Source organism: Clostridium sp. C105KSO13 (genome assembly GCF_001517425.1).
In the GTDB taxonomy this organism is placed as follows: Bacteria; Bacillota; Clostridia; order Lachnospirales; family Lachnospiraceae; genus Muricomes.
This window is the reverse complement of the sequence record NZ_FBWL01000161.1, coordinates 1-23,221: the sequence shown is the minus strand read 5'-3', so window position 1 is coordinate 23,221 and position 23,221 is coordinate 1. Positions and strand designations below refer to the sequence as shown.

Genomic DNA, 23,221 nt, shown 5'->3' with positions numbered 1-23,221 from the left:
GAATAAAGTGTAAAATTGCATTTACCAAGAAAGGGAGAATTTATAAAATGAGTGGATTGGACAAAATGAAAAACCAGATTCTGGATGAGGCGAACCACTCGGCGGACAAGAAAATAGCGGAGGCCAGGGCAAAAGCAGAAGAAATTATAAAGCAGGCAGAAGCCGAGGCCAAAGCCCAAGCTGAGGCAATTTCCAATAAAGCTCAGACTGATGCCGAACAATATGCACAGCGGATAGCATCTTCCTGTGATATGCAGCACAGACAGGCAGTTTTGCGTGCGAAACAGGGCATAATAGCGGAAGCACTTGAAAAAGCATATGATAGAACCATAAACCTGGAAACAGGGGGGTATTTTGCTATGATCCGTAGAATGCTGAGCAAATATGTGGCTCCGGAAACAGGAAAAATCTTTTTTTCAAAAAGAGATTTAGATCGCATGCCTGCCGGATTTGAAGCGGAGATTCAGAAAATTGCCATTTCCGGGGGGGGTACATTAGAAGTTTCTAAAGAAGCAAAGAAGATTGACGGCGGCTTTATCCTGGTCTATGGAGGGATTGAAGAAAACTGTACAATCAAAGCTTTATTTGATGCCAAGAGGGATGAATTGTCCGATGGAGTGCAGGAGGTTTTATTTTGAATGAATTAGAGTATACTTATGCGGTTGCCCGTATTCGTGCCCTGGAGAATTCTTTGATTTCCGATGCAGATATTGAGCGCTTGCTTGCATGCCCGGATGAGAACCAGTGTCTGCAGTTCCTGTCGGAAAAGGGCTGGGGAGACGGAATCGGTTCTATGGATGTGCCTGCAATGCTGAGAATGGAAGAAGAGAAAGCATGGGAAGTGATAAAAGAGGTGGCACCGGATATGACGGTGTTTGATGTACTCAGTTACCCTAAATTATTTCATAATCTCAAAAGCGCAGTGAAGCAGGCATGCACAGGAACAGTAACTGAAAATGTTTTCTATGAGGACTGTTCAATCTCCGGACAGGAAATGCTCCGGATCGTGCAGAATAAGGAATTCCATAGACTTCCCGGGAATATGGGAACAGCTGCAGCTGAGGCATATGATACTCTGCTTCACACTGGAGACGGACAGTTGTGCGATATTATTATAGATAAGGCTGCACTGGAGGCTATTTATGAAGCCGGACAGAAGGCAGATGACGAGATTATCCGAAATTATGCCGAGTCTACGTTGGCAATTGCAGATATTAAGATAGCTGTACGTTCTCAAAAGACAGGAAAATCAATAGATTTCATGAAGCGTGCAATGGCACCCTGCCAAAGCATTAACATAGAGCAATTATCTAAGGCTGCAGCATCCGGTATGGACGTAATCCGTGACTACCTCCAGGGGACAACCTATGCAGGGGGCGCGGCGGCATTGGAGGAATCACCGTCTGCATTTGAACGGTGGTGCGACAACCGCATGATTGAAACAATCAGGCCCCAGAAATATAATCCATTTTCTGTGGGTCCGCTGGTAGCCTATGTGATTGCCAGAGAAAATGAAATAAAGACTGTTCGCATTATTCTGACAGCAAAGCAGAATGGCTTCTCAGAGGACTCGATCAGGGAAAGGATAAGGGAGATGTATGTATAAAATAGCAGTAGTCGGCGATTATGACAGTATTTATGGATTTGCTACGCTTGGCCTTACTGTCTGCCCTGTCCGGACGCTGGAGGAGGCAAAGCAGAAGCTTTGGCAGCTTGCGGAGGAAAAATGCGGAATCATTTATATTACAGAGGCATTGGCAGCAGAGCTGACAGATGTAATTGAGCATTATAAAGAGCGCATACTGCCCGCAATTATCCAGATACCAGGAGTGTCTGGTAACACAGGTGCAGGTTTGGAAGGCGTAAAGAAGACTGTGGAGCAGGCAGTTGGATCAGATATATTATTTTCAGAAAAATAAACGGAGGTTAATGCATCATAATGAGTACAGGGATAGTAAAGAAGGTGGCAGGCCCTCTGGTTATTGCGGAGGGAATGCGCGATGCGAACATGTTTGATGTGGTTCGTGTGAGCAGCCAGCGTCTGATTGGCGAAATTATAGAGATACATGGGGATGAGGCTTCCATACAGGTATACGAGGAGACTTCAGGACTGGGGCCGGGAGAACCGGTGGAATCCATGGAAGTTCCCATGTCTGTGGAATTGGGACCGGGACTTATTTCCAGCATCTATGATGGGATTCAGAGACCGCTGGATGAAATTATGAAGATTTCGGGTAATAACCTGAAACGTGGAGTGGAAGTTGCGTCTTTGAAAAGAGACAAAAAATGGGACTTTGTTCCTACAGCTTCTGCCGGAGATGAAGTAGAGGCGGGAGATGTAATAGGTACTGTACAGGAGACCCCGGTTGTACAGCAAAAAATCATGGTACCTTACGGTACAAAAGGAAAAATAAAAGAAATAAAAGCAGGCGAATTCACTATAGAGGAGACTGTTGCGGTGTTGGAGACTGACCAGGGTGATCAGAACCTCACATTGATGCAGAGATGGCCGGTGCGTAAGGGGCGTCCATATCAGAAAAAGCTTTCTCCTAAAAAACCCCTTGTGACCGGGCAAAGGGTAATTGACACATTTTTCCCAATCGCAAGAGGCGGAGTGGCAGCAGTTCCCGGGCCCTTTGGAAGCGGTAAAACTGTCATACAGCATCAGCTTGCGAAGTGGGCAGAAGCAGATATCGTGGTCTATATAGGCTGCGGTGAGCGTGGAAATGAAATGACAGATGTTCTCAATGAGTTTCCGGAGCTGAAGGATCCCAAGACAGGACAGTCTCTGATGCAGAGGACCGTACTAATCGCAAACACGTCGGATATGCCTGTGGCAGCCCGTGAGGCATCTATTTATACAGGCATTACAATTGCAGAATACTTCCGTGACATGGGATATTCTGTTGCGTTAATGGCAGATTCTACATCACGCTGGGCAGAGGCACTCCGGGAGATGTCCGGGCGATTGGAGGAAATGCCAGGTGAGGAAGGTTACCCTGCGTATCTGGGTAGCCGACTGGCTCAGTTCTATGAACGTGCAGGGCAGGTCATTTCACTTGGTAAAGAAGGGCGAGAAGGGGCGCTGTCGGTTATCGGTGCTGTATCGCCTCCGGGCGGTGATATTTCCGAGCCGGTTTCACAGGCTACCCTGCGTATTGTGAAGGTATTCTGGGGGCTGGACTCTGCCCTTGCTTATAAGAGACATTTTCCGGCAATCAACTGGCTGACCAGTTATTCTCTATATTTGGATGATATGGAAAAATGGTTTAATGCAGAAGTTGCCTCCGACTGGATGGAAGACCGCCAGAAGATGATGAATCTTCTGCAGGAAGAGGCAGAACTGGAAGAAATTGTAAAGATGGTCGGTATGGATGCTCTTTCACCGGGAGACAGACTAAAAATGGAGGCATCACGCTCTATCCGCGAGGATTTCCTGCATCAGAACTCTTTCCATGAGATTGACACTTACACTTCGCTGAAAAAGCAGCACATGATGATGAATCTGGTTCTGGCATATTACGAACAGGCTGTGGCAGCCCTTGAGAAAGGTGCACCCCTGCAGGAACTGATAGATCTGCCGGTACGCGAACAAATCGGCCGTTTTAAATATACGCTGGAAGATCATGTAGATGCAGAATATGCAAAAGTAGAAAAAGCATTACAGACAGATATTACCAAAGCATTAGGAAAGGAGGGCTTTTAAATGCCAAAAGAATATAGAACCATACAGGAAGTAGCCGGCCCTTTGATGCTGGTGCGCGGTGTTGAAAATGTGGCCTACGATGAGCTGGGAGAAATAGAGCTTGCAGACGGTGAAATTCGTCGCTGCAAAGTGCTGGAGATCAACGGCAGCGATGCCCTGGTACAGTTATTTGAAAGTGCGACGGGAGTTAACTTGTCTAACAGTAAAGTACGTTTTCTGGGACGGACCATGGAACTTGGTGTTTCCGAAGATATGCTGGGACGTGTATTTGACGGCCTGGGGCGTCCTATAGACGATGGACCGGAGATTTTGCCGGATGCCCGCATGGACACCAATGGGCTTCCTATGAACCCTGCGGCCAGAAGTTATCCTGAAGAATTTATCCAGACTGGTATCTCCGCCATTGACGGTCTGAATACACTGGTCCGCGGTCAGAAGCTGCCTATTTTCTCCGCATCCGGTCTGCCACATGCACAGCTGGCAGCGCAGATTGCCAGACAGGCAAAGGTATTGGGGAAAGATGAGAACTTTGCCGTTGTATTTGCAGCGATGGGTATTACATTTGAGGAATCTAACTTTTTTATTGAAAGTTTCAAAGAAACAGGAGCTATTGACAGAACCGTTCTTTTTGTAAACCTGGCAAATGACCCGGCCATCGAGCGTATCGCGACACCTCGTATGGCACTGACAGCAGCAGAATATCTGGCCTTTGAAAAAGATATGCATGTTCTGGTTATTCTGACGGACATAACAAACTACGCAGATGCGCTGCGTGAGGTCTCAGCAGCCCGCAAGGAAGTTCCCGGGCGCCGCGGATATCCGGGATACATGTACACGGACCTTGCTTCACTGTATGAGAGAGCCGGCCGTCAGAATGGTAAAAAGGGAAGTATCACCATGATACCGATTCTGAGTATGCCTGAGGATGATAAAACCCATCCGATTCCTGACTTGACAGGATACATCACAGAGGGGCAGATTATTCTCAGCCGTGATTTGTACCGCAAGGGTGTTACTCCTCCGATCGATGTACTTCCATCACTGTCCCGTCTTAAAGACAAAGGTATCGGTTCGGGAAAGACCAGGGAGGACCATTCTAATACAATGAATCAGCTGTTTGCGGCATACGCACGTGGAAAAGACGCCAAGGAACTTATGGTGATTCTTGGGGAAGCTGCATTGACGGAAATTGACTTGATGTATGCAAAGTTCGCAGATGCGTTTGAGACCGAATATGTATCTCAGGGATATAACACAGACCGGAGCATCGAAGAAACATTGGATATCGGATGGAAATTACTTTCTATGCTGCCGAGAACAGAACTGAAACGTATCGACGATAAATTCCTGGATCAGTATTATGGTAAAGAGTGAGGCTAAGTTGGAAAAGCGAGGTGATTACATTTGGCATCAACACAGGTAAATCCAACCCGTATGGAGCTGACCCGGCTAAAAAAGAAGCGTATTACAGCTGTCCGAGGCCATAAGCTGCTAAAGGACAAACGCGACGAGCTAATGCGCCAGTATTTAGATCTGGTGCGGGAAAATATGGAAGTGCGTTTGAGAGTAGAGGAAGGAATCCTCTCAGCCAATAAGAATTTTGTTATTGCCAAAGCCGGGATGTCCGAGGAGACACTCAACACGGCTCTTATGGCGCCCAAGCAGGAAATCAGTCTGATTCCCGGCGAGAGGAATGTCATGAGTGTGAATGTACCTACTTTTGAGTGTGAAACAAGGACAGGGGATGAAAATGATATTTATTCCTATGGCTTTGCATTCACTTCCAGTGATTTGGATGGAGCAGTTAAATCCCTGGCAGATATACTGCCGGATATGATACGGCTCGCGGAATGCGAGAAAGCGTGCCAGCTTATGGCGGCAGAAATAGAGAAGACAAGAAGGCGTGTAAATGCGCTGGAACATGTTATCATTCCTGAGACTGAGGAAAATATTAAATACATTACCATGAAATTAGATGAAAATGAGAGAAGTACTCAGGTTCGTCTGATGAAAGTGAAGGATATGATGCTAGAAGAAGAACACCATTATAAAGAACGGGCTTAGTATATTGTCTCGTTGATTTTTATGGTTTAATACATGGCGGCTTGCTGAAATATATCAGTAGGCCGCTTTATGACTATCAGCAGGTTAACGCTTCAGCTTCAGCCGCATATAGTAATCATATAATGTCTTGAAATGGAAGTGTGAGTTATGAATCCAAAACTACCGTTTTACATGGTGTACCCGATGCCCCTTGCCTATGATGACGAAAAAATTGATCGCCGAGACTTTGAGTATATGAAGAGCCTTTATCCCGACGTAGCGAAAAAACTCCTGCCATATGTGGAGGATGAATGTGACAGGATGGAGTGTGACTGCAGTATGATGTACGATGAATATCCGGATAAACTGCAGCTTCGTATGATGGGCAGCCGGGTATATGATAAGGTTCAGAATGATAAAGAATTTTGGGGTCTATTGATGCCGGAAGAGCTTAATGACAGTGCAGCCGCACAGGAAACAGAAACGTCGATACAAGAAGCATATGCACCGGGGCGTCCACCACAGGGGAACCGCCCGCCACATGGGAACCGCCCTCCACATGGGAACCGCCCGCCACATGGGAACCGCCCGCCGCACGGAAACCGTCCGCCACAGGGGAACCCCAATTGGATGAGGGACTTGATTGAAGTACTTCTTTATCAGGAATTATATAGACGCAGATGCGATAACCGCCGCTGTGGGCGCAGATTTTACTAAACAGAAAAAATATGATATAATACATTTACTTTGAGAGGCCGTTTCGAGCCTAGAAAGATATATATAGAAGGGCAGATATACATATGAAGAATAATCTTGTTTTTATAGGCATGCCGGGGGTCGGCAAAAGTACGGTGGGTGTTGTTGTCGCAAAGCAGTTAGGTTTGCGCTTTATTGATACAGATTTGCTGATTCAAGAACAGGAAAAACGGCTTCTGTGTGAGATCATCGCAGATGAGGGAGAAGAAGGGTTTCTGGAAATTGAAAATCAGGTTAACCGGGATGCAGACGTGGAAAATGCAGTAATTTCCCCTGGCGGAAGTGTTGTCTACTGCGACGAGGCAATGAACCATTTTAAGGAAATTGGAACGATTGTATATCTAAAGGCTTCTTATCAAGTAATAAAAAAAAGAATACGAAATCCAAAAAAACGAGGGGTACTTCTCAGAGAGGGACAGTCGTTCAAGGACTTATATAATGAAAGAATAAAGCTTTTTGAAAAGTATGCAGATATAACCGTGTGTGAAGATGGATGTCAGATTGAAGAGACAATCGAAAATGTTTTATCGGCGGTGAGAAATATAGAAAATGCCAGTAAACAGGCGGATGGCCGGGTGATATAAAAAAATGATTTTACAAATGCCAGTTTTGTGATATAATACCCTAGTATATTAAAAACCGGACTTGAAACAATACGATAAAATTAAATTTCAAGAAACATAAGCATATATCAGAATGATAATTGAGGTGCGAAATGGAGCAATATATTATTAAGGGCGGCAGTCCGCTTGTAGGGGAAGTTGAGATAGGCGGGGCAAAGAATGCGGCATTAGCTATTCTAGCGGCAGCCATTATGACGGATGAAACTGTCCTGGTTGATAATCTTCCGGATGTAAATGATATCAACGTGATGTTGGAAGCTATTGCCGGAATTGGAGCTGTTGTGCAGAGAATTGGCAGACATACGGTAAAGATTAACGGAAGCACAGTAGGTGATTTCAGTATTGAATATGACTATATAAAAAAGATCAGAGCATCCTATTATTTACTTGGAGCTCTCCTTGGCAAGTATAGAAAAGCAGAGGTGGCTCTACCGGGCGGGTGCAATATCGGCAGCCGGCCGATTGATCAGCACTTAAAGGGGTTCCGTTCTCTCGGAGCAGATGTGGACATTGAGCATGGAAAGATTGTAGCAGAAGCAGAAGCCCTTAGAGGAACGCATCTCTATTTTGATGTAGTGACCGTGGGAGCTACCATCAATGTGATGATGGCCGCCGCCATGGCAGACGGACTCACTATTATGGAGAATGTGGCAAAGGAGCCGCATGTGGTTGATGTAGCGAACTTTTTGAACAGCATGGGTGCCAATATTAAAGGTGCAGGAACAGATGTAATAAAAATCCGTGGAGTGAAGTCACTGCATAAGACAGAGTATTCTATTATCCCTGATCAGATTGAGGCGGGAACTTTTATGTTCGGGGCTGCAGCTACGAGAGGAGATGTGACGGTACTTAATGTTATACCGAAGCATTTGGAAGCAACAATATCCAAGCTGGTTGATATTGGCTGCGAGGTGGAAGAATTTGATGACGCAGTGCGTGTAGTGGCAAAGGGAAGACTGCATTCCACACAGGTGAAGACGCTTCCATACCCGGGATACCCCACTGACATGCAGCCACAGATCGGAGTAACTCTTGCATTGGCTGAGGGAACAAGTACGATTACAGAAAGCATTTTTGAGAATCGATTTAAATATTTAGACGAACTGGCCAGAATGGGCGCAGTGATTAAAGTTGAAGGAAATTCTGCGACTATAGAGGGAGTGGAAAAGTTGTCGGGTGCGAGAGTGAGTGCCCCTGATTTACGTGCAGGTGCAGCACTTTGCCTTGCAGGACTAGCGACAGACGGAATTACTATCATTGACGATATTGTCTATATCCAGAGAGGATATGAAAGATTTGAAGAAAAACTGCGCACCTTAGGAGGAATGATTGAGAAGGTGTCCAGTGAGAAAGAAATACAGAAATTTAAGCTGAAGGTCGGGTAAAGCAGATTTGGGAAAGAGAAGCAGTGCCCCCCTGTAAGTTTTAGAGCCGGTAATTGTGGGTATCCACATTTATCGGCTCTTGACTATTGGTGCAATACGGTGTAAAGTAATATGTGAATCGATAACAATTTAATAAGCAAGCTTTCTCTTATTCAGAGCGGTGGAGGTACAAAGGACCTGTGAAACCGCGGCAACCCCTGCACAGGAAGGTGCCAACCTGAGCGAGTAATCGAACAATAAGAGGATTGATTTATAGTATATAAACAGTCCACTTTAAGGGGCTGTTTTCTTCTTTCTGAAGAAATGGGGGAAAACAGTTCCGGGGAGAAAGAGCTGATTTGGATTGCTGAAAATGCAATCCTTACATTTAAAGGAGAGACAGTATGGAAAGACAACTATTCACATCAGAATCAGTAACAGAAGGACATCCGGATAAGATGTGCGACCAGATATCAGATGCGATTCTGGATGCACTGATGGCAGAAGACCCAATGAGCCGTGTGGCTTGTGAGACATGCACAACAACTGGTCTTGTGATGGTCATGGGCGAGATTACAACCAACGCATATGTGGATATTCAGAAAATTGTCCGCGACACAGTGCGCGAGATTGGCTATACCAGAGGTAAATACGGCTTTGATGCAGATACATGTGGTGTAATTACAGCAATTGATGAGCAGTCTCCGGATATTGCTCTTGGGGTGGATAAAGCGCTGGAAGCCAAGGAAGATAAGATGCAGGACGATGAGATCGAAGCGATAGGAGCAGGCGATCAGGGGATGATGTTCGGATATGCCACTGATGAGACGGAGGAATACATGCCCTATCCTGCATCACTGGCCCACAAACTGGCAAGACAGCTCACAAAGGTGAGAAAGGATGGCACACTTCCTTATCTTCGTCCAGACGGAAAGACGCAGGTAACGGTAGAGTATGATGAGAATGGAGAGCCCAAGAAGCTGGATGCAGTTGTACTTTCCACCCAGCATGACCCAAATACATCACAGGAACAGATTCACAAAGATATCAGGAAATATGTGTTTGACGAAATTATACCGGCGGAGATGATAGATAATAATACAAAGTTCTTCGTCAATCCCACCGGACGTTTTGTGATTGGAGGCCCCCATGGAGACAGTGGACTTACAGGACGTAAGATCATTGTAGACACATACGGCGGGATGGCACGCCACGGCGGCGGTGCATTTTCTGGAAAAGACTGCACGAAAGTAGACCGTTCAGCGGCATACGCTGCCCGCTACGCGGCAAAAAATATTGTGGCAGCAGGTCTGGCCAAAAAGTGCGAGATTCAGCTTTCCTATGCTATCGGGGTAGCGCAGCCCACCTCCGTTATGGTTGATACCTTTGGGACAGGAAAGATTTCCGAAGATAAGCTGGTGGAGGTCATCCGTGAAAACTTCGATCTGCGCCCGGCAGGCATTATAAAGATGCTGGATCTGCGGCGTCCTATTTATAAGCAGACGGCAGCGTACGGCCATTTCGGACGTAATGATTTAAATTTACCATGGGAAAAGTTAGATAAAGTTGACGCATTAAAAAAATACCTGTAATATAAATGAAGCGAGGATTGTGGGAGCACGTAGTGCGTAACAATCCCTACGTATCAAGGGACAAAATACCTATTGACCCTTATATGATATAAGTAGGCAGGTGCGTTAATGCAAATGTAGGGCAGGCACCGTTGGTGTCTGCCTGTTTTCAGAATATTCAGAAAACGGGCTGCAAAAGGGACTGTCCCCCTTTTCGAAAGGAGTATGCTATGAAACTTAAGACAAAGCTGGTGATTGCTTTTATGACGGTGATGGTATTGCCGACTATTTTTACTACAGCAGCAGTGTACGCACTTAGCGGGATTAGGGGCGGAGAGTTTCAGCAGCTTTATCTGCTGGTTGTTTTCATGACAGCAGCAATTTTGATTTACTGGATTTACAGAACGGTGTCTGTGCCTCTGGCTAAGCTGCAGAGAGCTGCAAGGAATATTAAGGAAGGAAACCTTGATTTTGAGATAAAAGGTGAGACGGATGACGAGATTGGACAGCTCTGTCAGGATTTTGAGGAAATGCGTCTGCGGTTAAAGGCAAATGCAGAGGAGAAAGTTGCATATGATAAAGAAAACAAGGAACTAATAAGCAACATCTCTCATGATCTTAAGACGCCGATTACTGCCATTAAGGGCTATGTAGAAGGAATCATGGACGGTGTTGCGGATACACCGGAAAAGATGGACAGATATATCAAAACAATATACAATAAGGCTAATGAGATGGACCTGCTTATTAATGAACTGACGCTGTATTCTAAAATTGATACAAACCGTATTCCCTACAATTTTACGACCATATCCGCAAAGCAGTATTTTGCAGATTGTGCGGAAGATTTATCTTTGGAGCTGGAAGCAAAGGGGGTAGAATTCACATACCGCAATTATGTGGAAACGGATTCAAAAGTCATTGTAGATCCGGAACAGCTCAGGCGTGTTATTAATAATATTGTCACAAATTCCTTGAAATATATGGACAAACCTAAGGGCAAGGTTACAATGAAATTAAAAGATGTAGGTGATTTTATTCAGGTAGAACTCGGAGATAATGGAAAAGGTATCTCCGCAAAGGATCTGCCAAATATTTTTGATAGATTTTACCGGACAGATGCCTCCCGAAATTCCTCGAAAGGGGGAAGCGGGATTGGACTTTCTATTGTCAAGAAAATTGTGGAAGAGCATGGCGGCAAGATTTGGGCCGCAAGTGAAGAAGGGGTTGGAACAACAATGTATTTAGTAGTCAGAAAATATCAGGAGGTACCATTAGATGAGTAAGAAAATCTTGATTGTCGAGGATGAGGAGAGCATCGCTGATCTTGAGAAGGATTATCTGGAGCTGAGCGATTTTGTTGTCTCAGTGGCAAATGACGGAGAACTTGGTCTAAAAAAGGCTATGGAGGAGGATTATGATTTAATTATTCTGGATCTGATGCTTCCGGGAGTAGATGGATTTGAAATATGCCGTCAGGTGCGTGGGCAGAAGAATACACCGATTATTATGGTATCTGCCAAAAAGGATGATATTGATAAAATCAGAGGACTGGGATTGGGCGCAGATGACTATATGACGAAGCCCTTCAGCCCCAGTGAGCTTGTAGCCCGAGTCAAGGCACATTTGGCGAGGTATGAGCGCCTGATTGGTAGTAATATGGAAGAAAATGAAATTATAGAGATCAGAGGGCTGAAAATAGATAAGACAGCAAGACGTGTGTGGGTAAATGAAGAGGAAAGATCATTTACCACAAAGGAATTTGATCTGCTGACATTCCTTGCGGGACACCCAAATCATGTATATACAAAGGAAGAACTGTTCCGGGAAATTTGGGATATGGAATCTATCGGGGATATTGCAACGGTGACTGTTCACATTAAGAAAATCCGGGAGAAGGTAGAATATGATACTTCTCATCCACAGTATATTGAGACAATCTGGGGAGTCGGATACAGATTTAAGGTGTAAGATATGATTACAAGCACAAGCAATCAGAAGATCAAGGAACTGCTGCAGTTTCGAAAAAAGAGCAAGGCAAGGAATCAGGAGAGGGTCTTTATAGCAGAAGGCAGCCGTATGGTCGGTGAGACGCCCCGGGATGTTTTGCTTAAGCTGTATGTGTCGGAGACTTATTATAACAGGCACAAAGAAGAATTGCAGAAAATGCAAAAACAGCCGGAAATACTGGCAGATCCGGTATTTGCCTACGTTTCTGACACGAAAAGCCCTCAGGGTATATTAGCGGTTATACGGCAGTTGAATTATAGACTGGAGGACATGCTGGGAAAGCAAAATCCGCACATACTGATTCTGGATAATCTGCAGGATCCGGGAAATCTGGGAACCATTTTCCGAACTGCGGAGGCCGCCGGGGTAAGCGGAATATTGATGGGCAGGGACTGTGTGGACATATATAATCCTAAGACGATTCGTTCCACTATGGGGGCAATCTATAGGATGCCATTTTTGTATATGGATGACCTTCAGAAGGGAATCCGCATACTGCAAGAGAAAGGCGTTCGGATTTATGCTGCCCATCTGGAAGGCAAACGTTTTTATGATGAGGAAGACTACCGTCGTGGGACGGCATTTTTAATAGGAAATGAGGGTAATGGTCTGAACCCTGAAATTGCCAGGTGTGCCGATGCCTGGGTATGTATCCCTATGGCAGGACAGGCAGAGTCGCTGAATGCAGCTATGGCGGCAGGAATTTTGATGTTTGAAGCGAGCAGGCAGAGAAGACAAAGAAGCAGTAAATTACATGATAATGAATGCAGGAAGGGGAAATAACATGAACTTAAAAGGAAGAAATTTTTTGACACTGAAAGACTACACTCCGGAGGAAATCACTTACCTTCTTGATTTAGCTGCCGAGCTGAAAGAAAAGAAAAAAACGGGGATACCTGTAGATCATTATAAAGGCAAAAATGTTGCCCTTATCTTTGAGAAGACTAGCACCAGAACACGCTGCGCATTTGAAGTGGCGGCGCATGATTTGGGGATGGGGACCACATATCTGGATCCGAGCGGTTCACAGATTGGAAAGAAGGAAAGCATTGAGGACACTGCCAGGGTATTGGGCAGAATGTATGACGGTATTGAATACCGCGGTTTCGGTCAGGGGATAGTAGAAGACCTGGCTAAGAATGCCGGGGTTCCCGTGTGGAACGGACTTACGAATGAGTACCACCCCACACAGGTTATGGCAGATATGCTTACAATCCGGGAAAAGTTTGGAAGAGTAAAGGACATCAAGCTGGTGTATATGGGGGATGCCAGATTTAATATGGGTAATTCCCTGATGATAGCATGTGCAAAAATGGGAATGCATTTCGTGGCGTGCACAACGGAGAAATATTTTCCGGATAAAGAACTGGTAGAAATCTGCAAAGAATATGCAGAAGAATCCGGTGCAACTATTACATTGACAGAAGATGTAAAAGCCGGAACAAAAGATGCAGATGTTATTTATACCGATGTCTGGGTATCTATGGGTGAACCAGATGAAGTGTGGGAAAAACGAATCAAAGAGCTTTCTCCCTATAAAGTGACAAAAGAAATCATGGCCAATGCAGGTAAAGAAGCAATTTTCCTGCACTGTCTGCCGGCATTCCACGATTTAAAAACAAAAATCGGTAAAGAAATGGGAGAAAGATTCGGAATCACGGACATGGAAGTGACAGACGAAGTTTTCGAGTCCGAGCAGTCAAAAGTATTTGATGAAGCAGAGAACCGGATGCATACGATTAAGGCAGTGATGGCCGCGACACTGGGTGAATTTTAAGAATATTCAGAAAACGGCTCCCAAAAGGGTCAGTCCCCTTTGGGTAGTTTCCTTCGAACGCTTTTTCGGACTAGAGGTGAAGAATTGAAAGCGCAAATATTAAGAATGCTGCGTGAGAGTGGCGGCTTTGTATCCGGTCAGCAGTTGTGTGAGGTGCTGGGAGTATCCAGGACAGCTGTATGGAAAGCTGTCAATCAGCTGAAAGAAGAGGGATATCAGGTCGAAGCTGTTCGAAACCGTGGTTATCATATAGTGGACAGCCCGGATATCCTGACAGGAGAAGAGCTTAGCAGTACAATGGATGCACAATGGGCGGGCAAAAAGATATATTATTTTGATGAGATAGACTCTACCAATACTCGTGCGAAGCAGCTGGGGGAGGAGGGGGCTTTACATGGAACGATAGTTGTTGCTGAAGAGCAGAGTGCAGGACGCGGCAGACGCGGCAGGGCATGGAAATCGCCGATCGGCAGCAACATATATATGTCCATACTCCTCAGACCGGAGGATATACCACCGGTAAAGGCACCTATGCTCACCTTGGTAATGGGGCTAAGCACTGCCGAAGGTCTGCGGGAATACACAAGTCTGGATATTCAGATAAAATGGCCCAATGATATCATCCTCGAGGGAAAAAAGCTGGCCGGTATTCTGACAGAAATGAGCACAGAAGTGGATTTCATCAATTACATTGTTATAGGAACAGGCATTAATGTAAATATGAAGCAGCTGCCGGCGGAGGTAGCTGAAAAGGCAACCTCACTTCGCCTGGAGACCGGACGGTTTATGAGGCGAAGCGAAATAATAGCCATTATAATGAAGAAATTTGAAAAAAATTATCAGATATTTATGGAAAACAAAGATTTGGGACAGTTACAGGAAAAATATAATAATTTACTGATAACTCGGGAAAAAGAGGTACGGATAATAGGCACCCGGGAGGAGTATGGTGGATATGCACTGGGCATCAACGAAAAGGGAGAGCTGATGGTGCGTAAAAGTGATGGTGCAGTGGAAACAGTCTCTAGCGGCGAAGTTTCCGTCCGAGGGATATGCGGTTACGTGTAGCCAAGTATTCAGAATATTCAGAAAACGAAACGCAAAAGGGTCAGACCCCTTTTTAGAAAGGATTATAGATGGAAGAGGAAGTTGTACTTTGTGCCGCCAGTCATTATGAGCGGAAGTTTTACTTGAATCCTGCGTTTGAGATGCTGCCGGAGAACATCAGGCAGGAGCTGCAGATTATGTGTGTATTGTTTACAGAGGACGTGGGCGGTGTACTGCTAGTAATATATGATGATGCAGGAAATCTGGAGCTGCGCGTGGAACATCAGGAAGATGATTTTACATTTGATGAGATTGGAAGTGTCCTGAAGATAAAGGAACTTCAACAGACAAAGGCAGAATTGTTTGAGGCCCTGGAAATGTTCTACAGGGTATTTTATTTAGGGGAGGACGTAGATGTTACTGACGATTGATGTTGGGAATACAAACATAACGCTGGGAGTGTTCAATAACGACAAACTGACAGGAACTTTTCGTATGACTACGAAACAGCCGAGAACTTCAGATGAGTATGGGTTTTCAATCTGCGACATCCTGCAGCATCGGGATATACATGCCCGTGATGTGGATGCGGTTATTATAGCTTCTGTAGTGCCGGATATCATGCATTCGTTGGTAAACGGGATTATTAAATACTTAAGTGTGAGTCCTCTGGTGGTATCTGCGGGTACGAAAACAGGTATCCGGATTGTGACTGAGAATCCCAAGGAAATCGGCCCGGACCGTATTGTGGATGCAGTGGCAGGATATGAACTTTATGGAGGGCCTGTCGTTGTAGTAGATTTCGGAACCGCAACCACATATGATTTGATCGGCCCGGGAGGAACCTTTGAAGCGGGCATCACCGCTCCGGGTATTGAAACTGCTGCACGTTCTCTCTGGGGCGGAGCTGCTATGCTCCCGGCAATTGAAATTAAGAGACCTAAGTCCATACTGGCAAAAGAGACAATATCCAGTATGCAGGCCGGGCTTGTGTACGGTGCTATTGGGCAGACAGAGTATATTGTCAACAAGATAAAAGAAGAATCCGGATACGAAAATCTGACTGTAGTGGCCACGGGAGGCCTAGGGAAAATCATTGCCCGGGAGACGGACAGTATCGATATTTATAAATCAGATTTAACTTTGAACGGACTCCGTCTGATTTATAATAAAAATAAAAAACGGTGAGATAATAGACATGAAACATCTGAGAATTGGGAATATTGAACTTAAAAACTCTTATATACTGGGTCCCATGGCAGGAGTAACAGACCTGCCATTTCGCTTTCTCTGCAAGGAGCAGGGTGCCGGGGTTGTATGTATGGAAATGGTAAGTGCCAAGGCTATTATGTATCACAATAAAAATACAGAGAGCCTTCTGACAATTCACCCAGAAGAGCTTCCCGTATCCCTGCAGCTTTTTGGCTCCGATCCGGAGATCATGAGCGAAATGGCTAAAAGAATAGAAGAACGCCCCTTTACATTTCTGGATATCAACATGGGATGCCCGGTTCCTAAAGTGGTGAAAAATGGCGAAGGTTCGGCACTTATGAAGAATCCGAAGCTGGTGTATGAGCTTGTAAGTGCTGTTGTAAAGGCTATTGAAAATCCGGTGACTGTAAAAATCAGAAAAGGTTTTGATGACGGGCATGTCAATGCAGTGGAGATAGCTAAAATCATTGAAAGTGCCGGTGCCGCAGCTGTGGCGGTTCATGGGAGAACGAGAGAACAGTATTATTCCGGCAAAGCGGACTGGGACATTATCCGTCAGGTAAAAGAAGCAGTATCCATTCCCGTCATCGGTAATGGTGATGTAACATCATGCGAAAAGGCAATTGCCATGAAAGAACAAACCGGCTGTAACGGAATCATGATAGCCCGGGGCGCTCAGGGGAATCCATGGATTTTTTCTGAACTGACAATGTATGAGCAAACAGGAAAGCTGGCCCCCAGACCAACGAAAGATGAAATCAAGAATACTATGCTGCGGCATGCAAGACTCCAGCTTCAATATAAGGGAGAGTATTTAGGGATCCGTGAGATGAGAAAGCATGTGGCATGGTATGTGAAGGGCCTTCATGGTGCTGCAAGACTGAGAGATGAAATAAATAAGGCAGAGACTTATGAAGGCCTTGAAAATATCTTGACATCACTATAGGTATTGGTTATAATATTGAAATTGTGAAATATAAATTTAAACAGGACGTGTATTAAGGCTGAGGCATACTGTCATCAAAAAGGAGCAGCCTGCTGTGCTAGTATAAAGAGATTAAAATACGGAGAAGAAACAGAAAAGAAAGGGAGCAAATAACAATGGCAGAAGCAAAGAAAAGATTACTTACTTATGCAGGCCTCAAGGCGCTGGAAGACGAACTGGAGAATCTGAAGGTCGTCAAACGTAAGGAAGTCGCTGCAAAGATTAAGGAAGCAAGAGAACAGGGGGACCTGTCTGAGAATGCAGAATATGATGCAGCGAAAGATGAGCAGCGCGATATTGAGGCTCGCATCGAAGAATTGGAAGGCATCCTTAAGAATGCAGAAGTAGTAGTTGAAGATGAAGTAGATTTTGACAAAATTAACGTAGGATGTAAAGTCAAAGTATTTGATGTAACGTATGATGAGGAAATGGAATTCAAAATTGTTGGCTCCACAGAGGCAAATAGCTTAGAAGGCAAGATTTCCAATGAATCACCGGTAGGGCAGGCTTTGCTCGGCAAGAAGGCCGGAGAGCTGGTAGACGTAGAAACACAAGCCGGTCAGATTCAGTATAAAGTACTTGAAATCAGCCGTTCCATGTAACAGAAAATTAAAGCATCGTCCAGACCCCTTATTTACCAGGGGTCTGAATTCGCATATAAAGGGAGGAGAAAATATTGTCCGAACAGCAGAAAAATAATCAGAAAAACCAGCAGCAGAAAAATGCACAGGAGCCTGACCTGAACCAGTTGAGAAAGGTCCGCCGTGAAAAGCTGGCAGATTTACAGGCAAATGGAAAGGATCCATTTGTTATTACAAAATATAATCAGACCCACCACAGCCAGGAATTGAAGGATAATTTTGAGGAACTGGAGGGGAAAGAAGTATCCGTTGCGGGCCGCATGATGTCTAAGCGTGTCATGGGGAAGGCATCCTTTTGCAACGTACAGGATCTGGCAGGAAACATCCAGTCCTATGTGGCCAGAGACAGCATCGGAGAAGAGGCCTACAAAGCATTTAAGAAAATGGATGTGGGTGATATAGTAGGAATCACAGGTGAAGTATTTAAGACAAAGACAGGTGAGATATCTGTCCATGCGGCATCTGTCACACTGCTTTCCAAGAGCCTTCAGATTCTGCCTGAGAAATTCCACGGTCTTACAAACACAGATATCCGTTACCGCCAGAGATATGTGGACTTAATCATGAATCCCGAAGTAAAAGATACATTTATCAAACGCTCCAGAATTTTAAGCGCTATCAGAAGATACTTGGACGGCGAAGGCTTCATGGAAGTAGAGACTCCCATGCTGGTGAACAATGCAGGCGGTGCTGCTGCAAGACCATTTGAGACACACTTTAATGCTTTGGACGAAGACTTTAAACTCCGTATTTCTCTGGAGTTATATCTGAAGAGACTGATTGTGGGAGGTATGGAGCGCGTGTACGAAATCGGCCGGGTATTCCGCAATGAGGGTCTGGACACAAGACACAATCCGGAATTCACATTGATGGAGCTGTACCAGGCATATACAGATTATCATGGCATGATGGATCTGACAGAGAACCTGTACCGCTATGTGGCACAGGAAGTGCTGGGAACCACAACCATTGAGTACAACGGAGTCGCAATGGATTTGGGTAAGCCCTTTGAAAGAATCACAATGGTAGACGCTCTGAAAAAGTACGCAGGAATTGATTTTAATGAAATTAAGACTACAGAGGAAGCAAAAGCTCTGGCAAAGGAAAAAGGTATCGAATTTGAGGATAGGCATCAGAAGGGAGATATCTTGAGTATGCTCTTTGAAGAGTATGTTGAGGAACATCTGATTCAGCCTACCTTTGTCATGGATCATCCTATAGAGATATCACCGCTGACAAAAAAGAAACCCGAGAATCCAGAGCATGTAGAACGTTTTGAATTCTTTATGAACGGCTGGGAGATGGCAAATGCCTACTCAGAGCTGAACGATCCGATTGATCAGAGAGAAAGATTCAAGGCACAGGAAGCATTGCTGGCACAGGGAGATGAAGAGGCCAATACAACAGATGAAGATTTCCTGAATGCACTGGAAATTGCAATGCCGCCTACCGGGGGAATTGGATTCGGAATAGATAGAATGTGCATGCTGCTGACAGACTCGGCGGCGATCAGAGATGTATTGCTGTTCCCGACAATGAAGTCCTTAGATGGTGTAAATAAGAAAAATGATGTAAATAATACAGCTTCTGAAGCACCTGAAAAAAATGTAAAAACTGAGTCTGAAAAGATTGATTTCTCTAATGTGAAGATTGAGCCAATCTTTGAAGAAATGGTAGATTTCGATACATTCAGTAAGTCTGATTTCAGAGCAGTTAAGATTTTAGCTTGTGAAGCAGTACCGAAGTCAAAGAAGCTTCTGAAGTTTACATTAGATGACGGAGAACGCAAAGACCGTGTGATTTTAAGCGGTATTCACGACTATTACGAGCCGGAAGAACTGGTTGGTAAGACAGCAATTGCTATCGTGAACCTGCCACCAAGAAAGATGATGGGAATTGATTCCGAGGGTATGCTGATTTCAGCAGTACACGAGGAAGACGGTCACGAAGGGCTGAATCTTCTGATGGTTGATGACCACATTCCAGCAGGTGCAAAGCTCTATTAAGATGATGTAAAGATGTACCGTTTTACAAAATAAACGGGACGTACTTCATTTGATAAAAAACTGAAAAAACAGCGATTTACATCAAACTTACATCAATTGATGCATAAATCGGTGCAAGCAAGAAAAAATCGCATAATTAGTGCAGTGAGTGGGCAATTCCAATCGGGATTGCCCATTTTTAAAACAAACAGAAATACAAATCGGGAATTTGTATAAAATATTTTTTGAAAAAACTGTTGACTCCTACGTTGCGTAATGGTTTAAAGTATATTTATCGAGAGAGGAGGAAATGATGATGATGACAGTAAATGAGGTGAGTAAGCTTGCCGGAGTGAGTATACGCACTCTACAATATTATGACAAGATTGGTCTTTTACATCCGACGGGATACACCGATGCGGGTTACAGATTGTATGACGATGCAGATTTGGAACGCCTTCAACATATTCTGCTGTTTCGAGAATTGGAGTTTCCTCTTAAAGACATTAAGATGATTGTTAATAGTCCTGATTTTGACAGAAGCAAAGCTTTAGAACAACAAATAGAGCTGCTTAGGCTTAAAAAGGAACATATTGAGAACTTAATGAACTTTGCTCTTGGAATAAAATTGTTAGGAGTGAAACACATGGATTTTAAGGCTTTTGATAGAAGTAAATTAGATGAATATAGCAGACAGGCAAAGGAATTATACGGTAATACACCAGAATATAAGGAGATGGAAGAAAAGCAAAAGAATCGAACTGAAGAAGATGAGAAAATCTTAGCAGATAGATTTATGCTTTTTTTTAAAGAAGCCGGAGAGATGAAGAATATGAATCCAGCATCTGATGATGCACAGAATCTTGTAAGAAGATTACAGGATTATATTACCCAAAACTTATATACTTGTACAAATAAGATTTTGCGTGGATTAGGAAAAATGTATTCAGGAGGTGGAGATTTTACAACAAATATTGATGCATATGGTGGAGAAGGTACAGCAATATTTGTAGCAGATGCAATAGAGATATATTGTGATAATGCAGAGTAAAATTGAATTTTTATTTATGTAATGTACACGATAAATCCAGTTTTGAACTTGCCCTTTGAGAGAGGAGAAAATCCTTTTCTCAAAGGGCTTTTTCTATTTATACGGATATTCGCAAACTACAAGATAAAGCTAAAACTTCATATACTCTAAGCACAAGGAGGTTGAGGTTTGGCTATGAATAACAGTTTAGCAGAAGTACACCCTGAGCTTATTATGGAATGGTCGGAAAAGAATTTAACGCTTACGCCTGATGACATTACTTTCGGTTCAAATAAAAAAGTATGGTGGAAAGGTGCTTGTGGTCACGAATGGAAGACAAGCGTTAAGGCTCGTTCCAATGGAGAGAAATGCCCGATATGCTCTGGTGTAAGAGTAATTGCAGGAATTAACGATTTGGCGACATTAGAGCCGCTACTGGTAAAGCAGTGGTCGAGAAAGAATAAGATAAAACCGACAGAGGTTTCTATTGGTTCTCATAAGAAAGTGATATGGAGATGTGAGAAAGGACACGAGTGGGAAGCTGCCGTTAAGAGCAGGACAATAAATAAAACAGGTTGCCCGTATTGCTCCCACAATAAAGTGTTGGCAGGATTTAATGACCTTGCAACGCTTCTGCCGGATATAGCTGCCGAGTGGTCGGACAGAAATTATCCGATACTTCCAACTCAGGTTACGGTCTTTGCCAATCGTAAGGCTTGGTGGAAATGTAAGGATTGTGGCAGGGAGTGGAACACCCTTATTTCTACACGTTCCGGTGGCAGTAAATGCCCGTATTGCAGTGGGTACATATTCCTGCAAGGGTTTAACGATTTGCAGACAACACACCCTGAAATTGCTTCGGAGTGGTCGGAGAAGAACTTGCCATTGAAGCCTGATGAAGTAAATGCAAAGTCGAGGAAAAATGTCTGGTGGAAGTGCAGAAAATGCGGTAACGAGTGGAAATCAGTTATCAATGCTCGTGTGAAAGGTACGGTATGCCCCGTTTGTGCAGAGAGAGAAGTCCTTGCCGGATATAATGATTTGGCGACAACAGACAGTCAGCTTCTCAGCGAATGGGATTATGAACAGAATAAATTGAAACCGACACAAGTATCACGAACTTCAGCAAAGAGAGCGTGGTGGAAATGCAGGCACGGTCATTCGTGGAGTATGAAAATAAATGAAAGAACGATATTGAATAAAGGCTGCCGAATTTGTGAACAGGAGTATTTGTCATTATTTCCTGCTTTGGCTGTCAGCTATTATTCTAATAAGAAAGGCTTGAAAGCAGAACTTGGTTCTGACCGATTGCTTGGAGTTCCGCTTGAAACATACATACCTTCAGAAAAGTTGGCTATTGAGTCAGGAAGTACCGATGAGAATATAGAAATAATGAAAGCATATATGTGCAAGCAAAGAGGAATAAGGCTGATTAAGTTGCCGATGAAAGGCACAGAACTGGATTATGCCAATAGCTTAAAGAAAGCTTTTCAGAGCGTACATATATTTATTTCTTCTGATACAGAGGAAGATGTGGAGATAATCAAAAATACATTTGAAAGATGGAGGGACAGCCAATGAGAGAGAAAACCTATCATCTATACTTAAATGAAGAAGAACGAAGCCGAGTGATACAATCGCTCATCGAACTGAAGAACAATTTAGCAGCTCAGGGACGATACACCGATGCAGTAGATGATGTTCTATGTAAAGTGCTTGAAGCAAAGAAAAAGAAATTGAAAATTGAATACATTTAGAACGTGTTTTGCCGTCTGTTTCATAACCGGAGCAGGCGGCTTTTTTATTCCAAAAAAATTTTTTTAAAAAATTTTTGGAAAAGCGGAGATTTTGGGTGTGCATTTCATACCCCTTTGTCCAAATGAGTGAAGGGGTTCATTCCGGATAGCAAAAACGGAAGCCTTTTCGCTTGAAAATTGAATAAGTCATTCACTAAGACTTTATTTCTGATGATAGCCACTTTAGCAGGTACGCCGTGATTTCTGTATTTCAGAATAGCGAGAACTCCGGTTATGAGTATCAGGTTGCTCCTGATATGGCGATGACAGTCAGAATGATAATGATACTTCTCTACGGAGCTGGCGGAGTACCCGGCAGAGGTTAGAATCCTATGATACAGATAAGCAGTCTGTTCCTTAGTGACTTCCCATAAGCATTTTGCTTGGCAAGGGGTGTTGAGAACAAATATTGCTATGACCGATTAGGAAATGAGTCGGTCAGGTACATAGCCATAATGCGGTGGCTATGAATTTTCAGAAAGGAGGGCAAAAAGAAGTGTCAAACTGCAAAACGATTTCCGTATGTAACCAGAAAGGCGGAGTCGGAATGGACCTATGTCAATACATTGGACACAAAAAGTTGAACTTTTTTTATGCAACCTGAATAGCTTCATCCTCCATTTGCTGAGGTGTTTTATATCCAAGTGCACTGTGAATCCTCTGGCGATTATACCA

24 protein-coding genes and 1 riboswitch are annotated in these 23,221 nt (G+C 44.0%); all 24 genes read left to right on the top strand.

Annotation, left to right across the window (positions count from 1 at the left end):
- Positions 1-47 precede the first annotated feature (47 nt).
- The 24 genes from BN3456_RS07100 (at position 48) to BN3456_RS16460 (ending at position 22,872) form a co-directional block, all read left to right on the top strand.
- Positions 48-638: a V-type ATP synthase subunit E gene (locus BN3456_RS07100; RefSeq protein ID WP_089983445.1), complete on the top strand. Its 591-nt coding sequence runs from the start codon at positions 48-50 to the stop codon at positions 636-638.
- Positions 635-1,606 (top strand): V0D/AC39 family V-type ATPase subunit, encoded by a 972-nt coding sequence (locus tag BN3456_RS07095; RefSeq protein ID WP_089983444.1) that lies wholly within the window; start codon positions 635-637, stop codon positions 1,604-1,606. The genes BN3456_RS07100 and BN3456_RS07095 overlap by 4 nt, the downstream gene beginning before the upstream one ends.
- Positions 1,599-1,919 (top strand): V-type ATP synthase subunit F, encoded by a 321-nt coding sequence (locus BN3456_RS07090; protein ID WP_089983443.1) that lies wholly within the window; start codon positions 1,599-1,601, stop codon positions 1,917-1,919. The genes BN3456_RS07095 and BN3456_RS07090 overlap by 8 nt, the downstream gene beginning before the upstream one ends.
- A gap of 20 nt (positions 1,920-1,939) precedes the next feature.
- Positions 1,940-3,706 (top strand): V-type ATP synthase subunit A, encoded by a 1,767-nt coding sequence (locus tag BN3456_RS07085; RefSeq protein WP_089983442.1) that lies wholly within the window; start codon positions 1,940-1,942, stop codon positions 3,704-3,706.
- On the top strand, positions 3,707-5,080 hold the full coding sequence (locus BN3456_RS07080) for a V-type ATP synthase subunit B (protein ID WP_089983441.1): 1,374 nt from the start codon (positions 3,707-3,709) through the stop codon (positions 5,078-5,080).
- Between the two features lie 30 nt (positions 5,081-5,110).
- The gene (locus tag BN3456_RS07075; RefSeq protein ID WP_089983440.1) at positions 5,111-5,770 is read left to right on the top strand and encodes a V-type ATP synthase subunit D; all 660 of its coding nucleotides are present in this window, start codon (positions 5,111-5,113) and stop codon (positions 5,768-5,770) included.
- 147 nt (positions 5,771-5,917) lie between these two features.
- Positions 5,918-6,466: a hypothetical protein gene (locus BN3456_RS07070; protein ID WP_089983439.1), complete on the top strand. Its 549-nt coding sequence runs from the start codon at positions 5,918-5,920 to the stop codon at positions 6,464-6,466.
- A gap of 83 nt (positions 6,467-6,549) precedes the next feature.
- On the top strand, positions 6,550-7,089 hold the full coding sequence (locus BN3456_RS07065; protein WP_089983438.1) for a shikimate kinase: 540 nt from the start codon (positions 6,550-6,552) through the stop codon (positions 7,087-7,089).
- A 131-nt stretch (positions 7,090-7,220) separates the two neighbouring features.
- Positions 7,221-8,513 carry a UDP-N-acetylglucosamine 1-carboxyvinyltransferase gene (locus tag BN3456_RS07060; protein ID WP_089983437.1) on the top strand — a complete coding sequence of 431 codons (1,293 nt, stop codon included), beginning with the start codon at positions 7,221-7,223 and terminating at the stop codon, positions 8,511-8,513.
- 145 nt (positions 8,514-8,658) lie between these two features.
- A riboswitch (SAM riboswitch) is annotated at positions 8,659-8,756 on the top strand.
- Positions 8,757-8,896: 140 nt separating this feature from the next.
- Complete coding sequence (gene metK / locus BN3456_RS07055; RefSeq protein WP_089983436.1) at positions 8,897-10,084, top strand: methionine adenosyltransferase; 1,188 nt, start codon at positions 8,897-8,899, stop codon at positions 10,082-10,084.
- A gap of 209 nt (positions 10,085-10,293) precedes the next feature.
- Positions 10,294-11,349 carry a sensor histidine kinase gene (locus BN3456_RS07050; RefSeq protein WP_089983491.1) on the top strand — a complete coding sequence of 352 codons (1,056 nt, stop codon included), beginning with the start codon at positions 10,294-10,296 and terminating at the stop codon, positions 11,347-11,349.
- Complete coding sequence (locus BN3456_RS07045; protein ID WP_089983435.1) at positions 11,342-12,034, top strand: response regulator transcription factor; 693 nt, start codon at positions 11,342-11,344, stop codon at positions 12,032-12,034. Before BN3456_RS07050 ends, BN3456_RS07045 begins: the two co-directional genes overlap by 8 nt.
- Positions 12,035-12,037: 3 nt before the next feature.
- Positions 12,038-12,856, top strand: coding sequence for a TrmH family RNA methyltransferase (locus BN3456_RS07040; RefSeq protein ID WP_089983434.1), 819 nt, complete (start codon positions 12,038-12,040; stop codon positions 12,854-12,856).
- 1 nt (position 12,857) lies between these two features.
- Positions 12,858-13,850, top strand: a complete 993-nt coding sequence (argF, locus tag BN3456_RS07035; protein WP_089983490.1) for an ornithine carbamoyltransferase — start codon at positions 12,858-12,860, stop codon at positions 13,848-13,850.
- A gap of 84 nt (positions 13,851-13,934) precedes the next feature.
- Complete coding sequence (locus tag BN3456_RS07030; RefSeq protein WP_089983433.1) at positions 13,935-14,918, top strand: biotin--[acetyl-CoA-carboxylase] ligase; 984 nt, start codon at positions 13,935-13,937, stop codon at positions 14,916-14,918.
- Positions 14,919-14,986: 68 nt separating this feature from the next.
- The gene (locus BN3456_RS07025) at positions 14,987-15,328 is read left to right on the top strand and encodes a DUF6145 family protein (RefSeq protein WP_089983432.1); all 342 of its coding nucleotides are present in this window, start codon (positions 14,987-14,989) and stop codon (positions 15,326-15,328) included.
- Positions 15,312-16,085, top strand: a complete 774-nt coding sequence (locus BN3456_RS07020; protein WP_089983431.1) for a type III pantothenate kinase — start codon at positions 15,312-15,314, stop codon at positions 16,083-16,085. The genes BN3456_RS07025 and BN3456_RS07020 overlap by 17 nt, the downstream gene beginning before the upstream one ends.
- A gap of 10 nt (positions 16,086-16,095) precedes the next feature.
- Positions 16,096-17,055 carry a tRNA dihydrouridine synthase DusB gene (gene dusB, locus BN3456_RS07015; protein ID WP_089983430.1) on the top strand — a complete coding sequence of 320 codons (960 nt, stop codon included), beginning with the start codon at positions 16,096-16,098 and terminating at the stop codon, positions 17,053-17,055.
- A gap of 155 nt (positions 17,056-17,210) precedes the next feature.
- Complete coding sequence (greA, locus tag BN3456_RS07010; RefSeq protein WP_089983429.1) at positions 17,211-17,696, top strand: transcription elongation factor GreA; 486 nt, start codon at positions 17,211-17,213, stop codon at positions 17,694-17,696.
- A gap of 74 nt (positions 17,697-17,770) precedes the next feature.
- Complete coding sequence (lysS, locus tag BN3456_RS07005; protein WP_089983428.1) at positions 17,771-19,741, top strand: lysine--tRNA ligase; 1,971 nt, start codon at positions 17,771-17,773, stop codon at positions 19,739-19,741.
- A 295-nt stretch (positions 19,742-20,036) separates the two neighbouring features.
- Positions 20,037-20,771, top strand: a complete 735-nt coding sequence (locus BN3456_RS07000; RefSeq protein WP_089983427.1) for a MerR family transcriptional regulator — start codon at positions 20,037-20,039, stop codon at positions 20,769-20,771.
- Positions 20,772-20,945: 174 nt separating this feature from the next.
- Positions 20,946-22,331, top strand: a complete 1,386-nt coding sequence (locus tag BN3456_RS06995) for a zinc-ribbon domain-containing protein (RefSeq protein WP_089983489.1) — start codon at positions 20,946-20,948, stop codon at positions 22,329-22,331.
- Positions 22,328-22,507 (top strand): hypothetical protein, encoded by a 180-nt coding sequence (locus BN3456_RS06990; protein WP_002594660.1) that lies wholly within the window; start codon positions 22,328-22,330, stop codon positions 22,505-22,507. The genes BN3456_RS06995 and BN3456_RS06990 overlap by 4 nt, the downstream gene beginning before the upstream one ends.
- 236 nt (positions 22,508-22,743) lie before the next feature.
- Positions 22,744-22,872, top strand: coding sequence for a hypothetical protein (locus tag BN3456_RS16460; protein WP_255601781.1), 129 nt, complete (start codon positions 22,744-22,746; stop codon positions 22,870-22,872).
- Positions 22,873-23,221: the final 349 nt, after the last annotated feature.

Bases quoted from the DNA above. Each gene is read 5' to 3' on its own strand.
- BN3456_RS07100 (WP_089983445.1), top strand. From the start codon at position 48: ATGAGTGGATTGGACAAAATGAAAAACCAGATTCTGGATGAGGCGAAC.
- BN3456_RS07090 (WP_089983443.1), top strand. From the start codon at position 1,599: ATGTATAAAATAGCAGTAGTCGGCGATTATGACAGTATTTATGGATTT.
- BN3456_RS07085 (WP_089983442.1), top strand. From the start codon at position 1,940: ATGAGTACAGGGATAGTAAAGAAGGTGGCAGGCCCTCTGGTTATTGCG.
- BN3456_RS07080 (WP_089983441.1), top strand. From the start codon at position 3,707: ATGCCAAAAGAATATAGAACCATACAGGAAGTAGCCGGCCCTTTGATG.
- BN3456_RS07070 (WP_089983439.1), top strand. From the start codon at position 5,918: ATGAATCCAAAACTACCGTTTTACATGGTGTACCCGATGCCCCTTGCC.
- BN3456_RS07065 (WP_089983438.1), top strand. From the start codon at position 6,550: ATGAAGAATAATCTTGTTTTTATAGGCATGCCGGGGGTCGGCAAAAGT.
- BN3456_RS07060 (WP_089983437.1), top strand. From the start codon at position 7,221: ATGGAGCAATATATTATTAAGGGCGGCAGTCCGCTTGTAGGGGAAGTT.
- metK (WP_089983436.1), top strand. From the start codon at position 8,897: ATGGAAAGACAACTATTCACATCAGAATCAGTAACAGAAGGACATCCG.
- BN3456_RS07050 (WP_089983491.1), top strand. From the start codon at position 10,294: ATGAAACTTAAGACAAAGCTGGTGATTGCTTTTATGACGGTGATGGTA.
- BN3456_RS07045 (WP_089983435.1), top strand. From the start codon at position 11,342: ATGAGTAAGAAAATCTTGATTGTCGAGGATGAGGAGAGCATCGCTGAT.
- BN3456_RS07040 (WP_089983434.1), top strand. From the start codon at position 12,038: ATGATTACAAGCACAAGCAATCAGAAGATCAAGGAACTGCTGCAGTTT.
- argF (WP_089983490.1), top strand. From the start codon at position 12,858: ATGAACTTAAAAGGAAGAAATTTTTTGACACTGAAAGACTACACTCCG.
- BN3456_RS07025 (WP_089983432.1), top strand. From the start codon at position 14,987: ATGGAAGAGGAAGTTGTACTTTGTGCCGCCAGTCATTATGAGCGGAAG.
- BN3456_RS07020 (WP_089983431.1), top strand. From the start codon at position 15,312: ATGTTACTGACGATTGATGTTGGGAATACAAACATAACGCTGGGAGTG.
- dusB (WP_089983430.1), top strand. From the start codon at position 16,096: ATGAAACATCTGAGAATTGGGAATATTGAACTTAAAAACTCTTATATA.
- greA (WP_089983429.1), top strand. From the start codon at position 17,211: ATGGCAGAAGCAAAGAAAAGATTACTTACTTATGCAGGCCTCAAGGCG.
- BN3456_RS07000 (WP_089983427.1), top strand. From the start codon at position 20,037: ATGATGACAGTAAATGAGGTGAGTAAGCTTGCCGGAGTGAGTATACGC.
- BN3456_RS06995 (WP_089983489.1), top strand. From the start codon at position 20,946: ATGAATAACAGTTTAGCAGAAGTACACCCTGAGCTTATTATGGAATGG.
- BN3456_RS06990 (WP_002594660.1), top strand. From the start codon at position 22,328: ATGAGAGAGAAAACCTATCATCTATACTTAAATGAAGAAGAACGAAGC.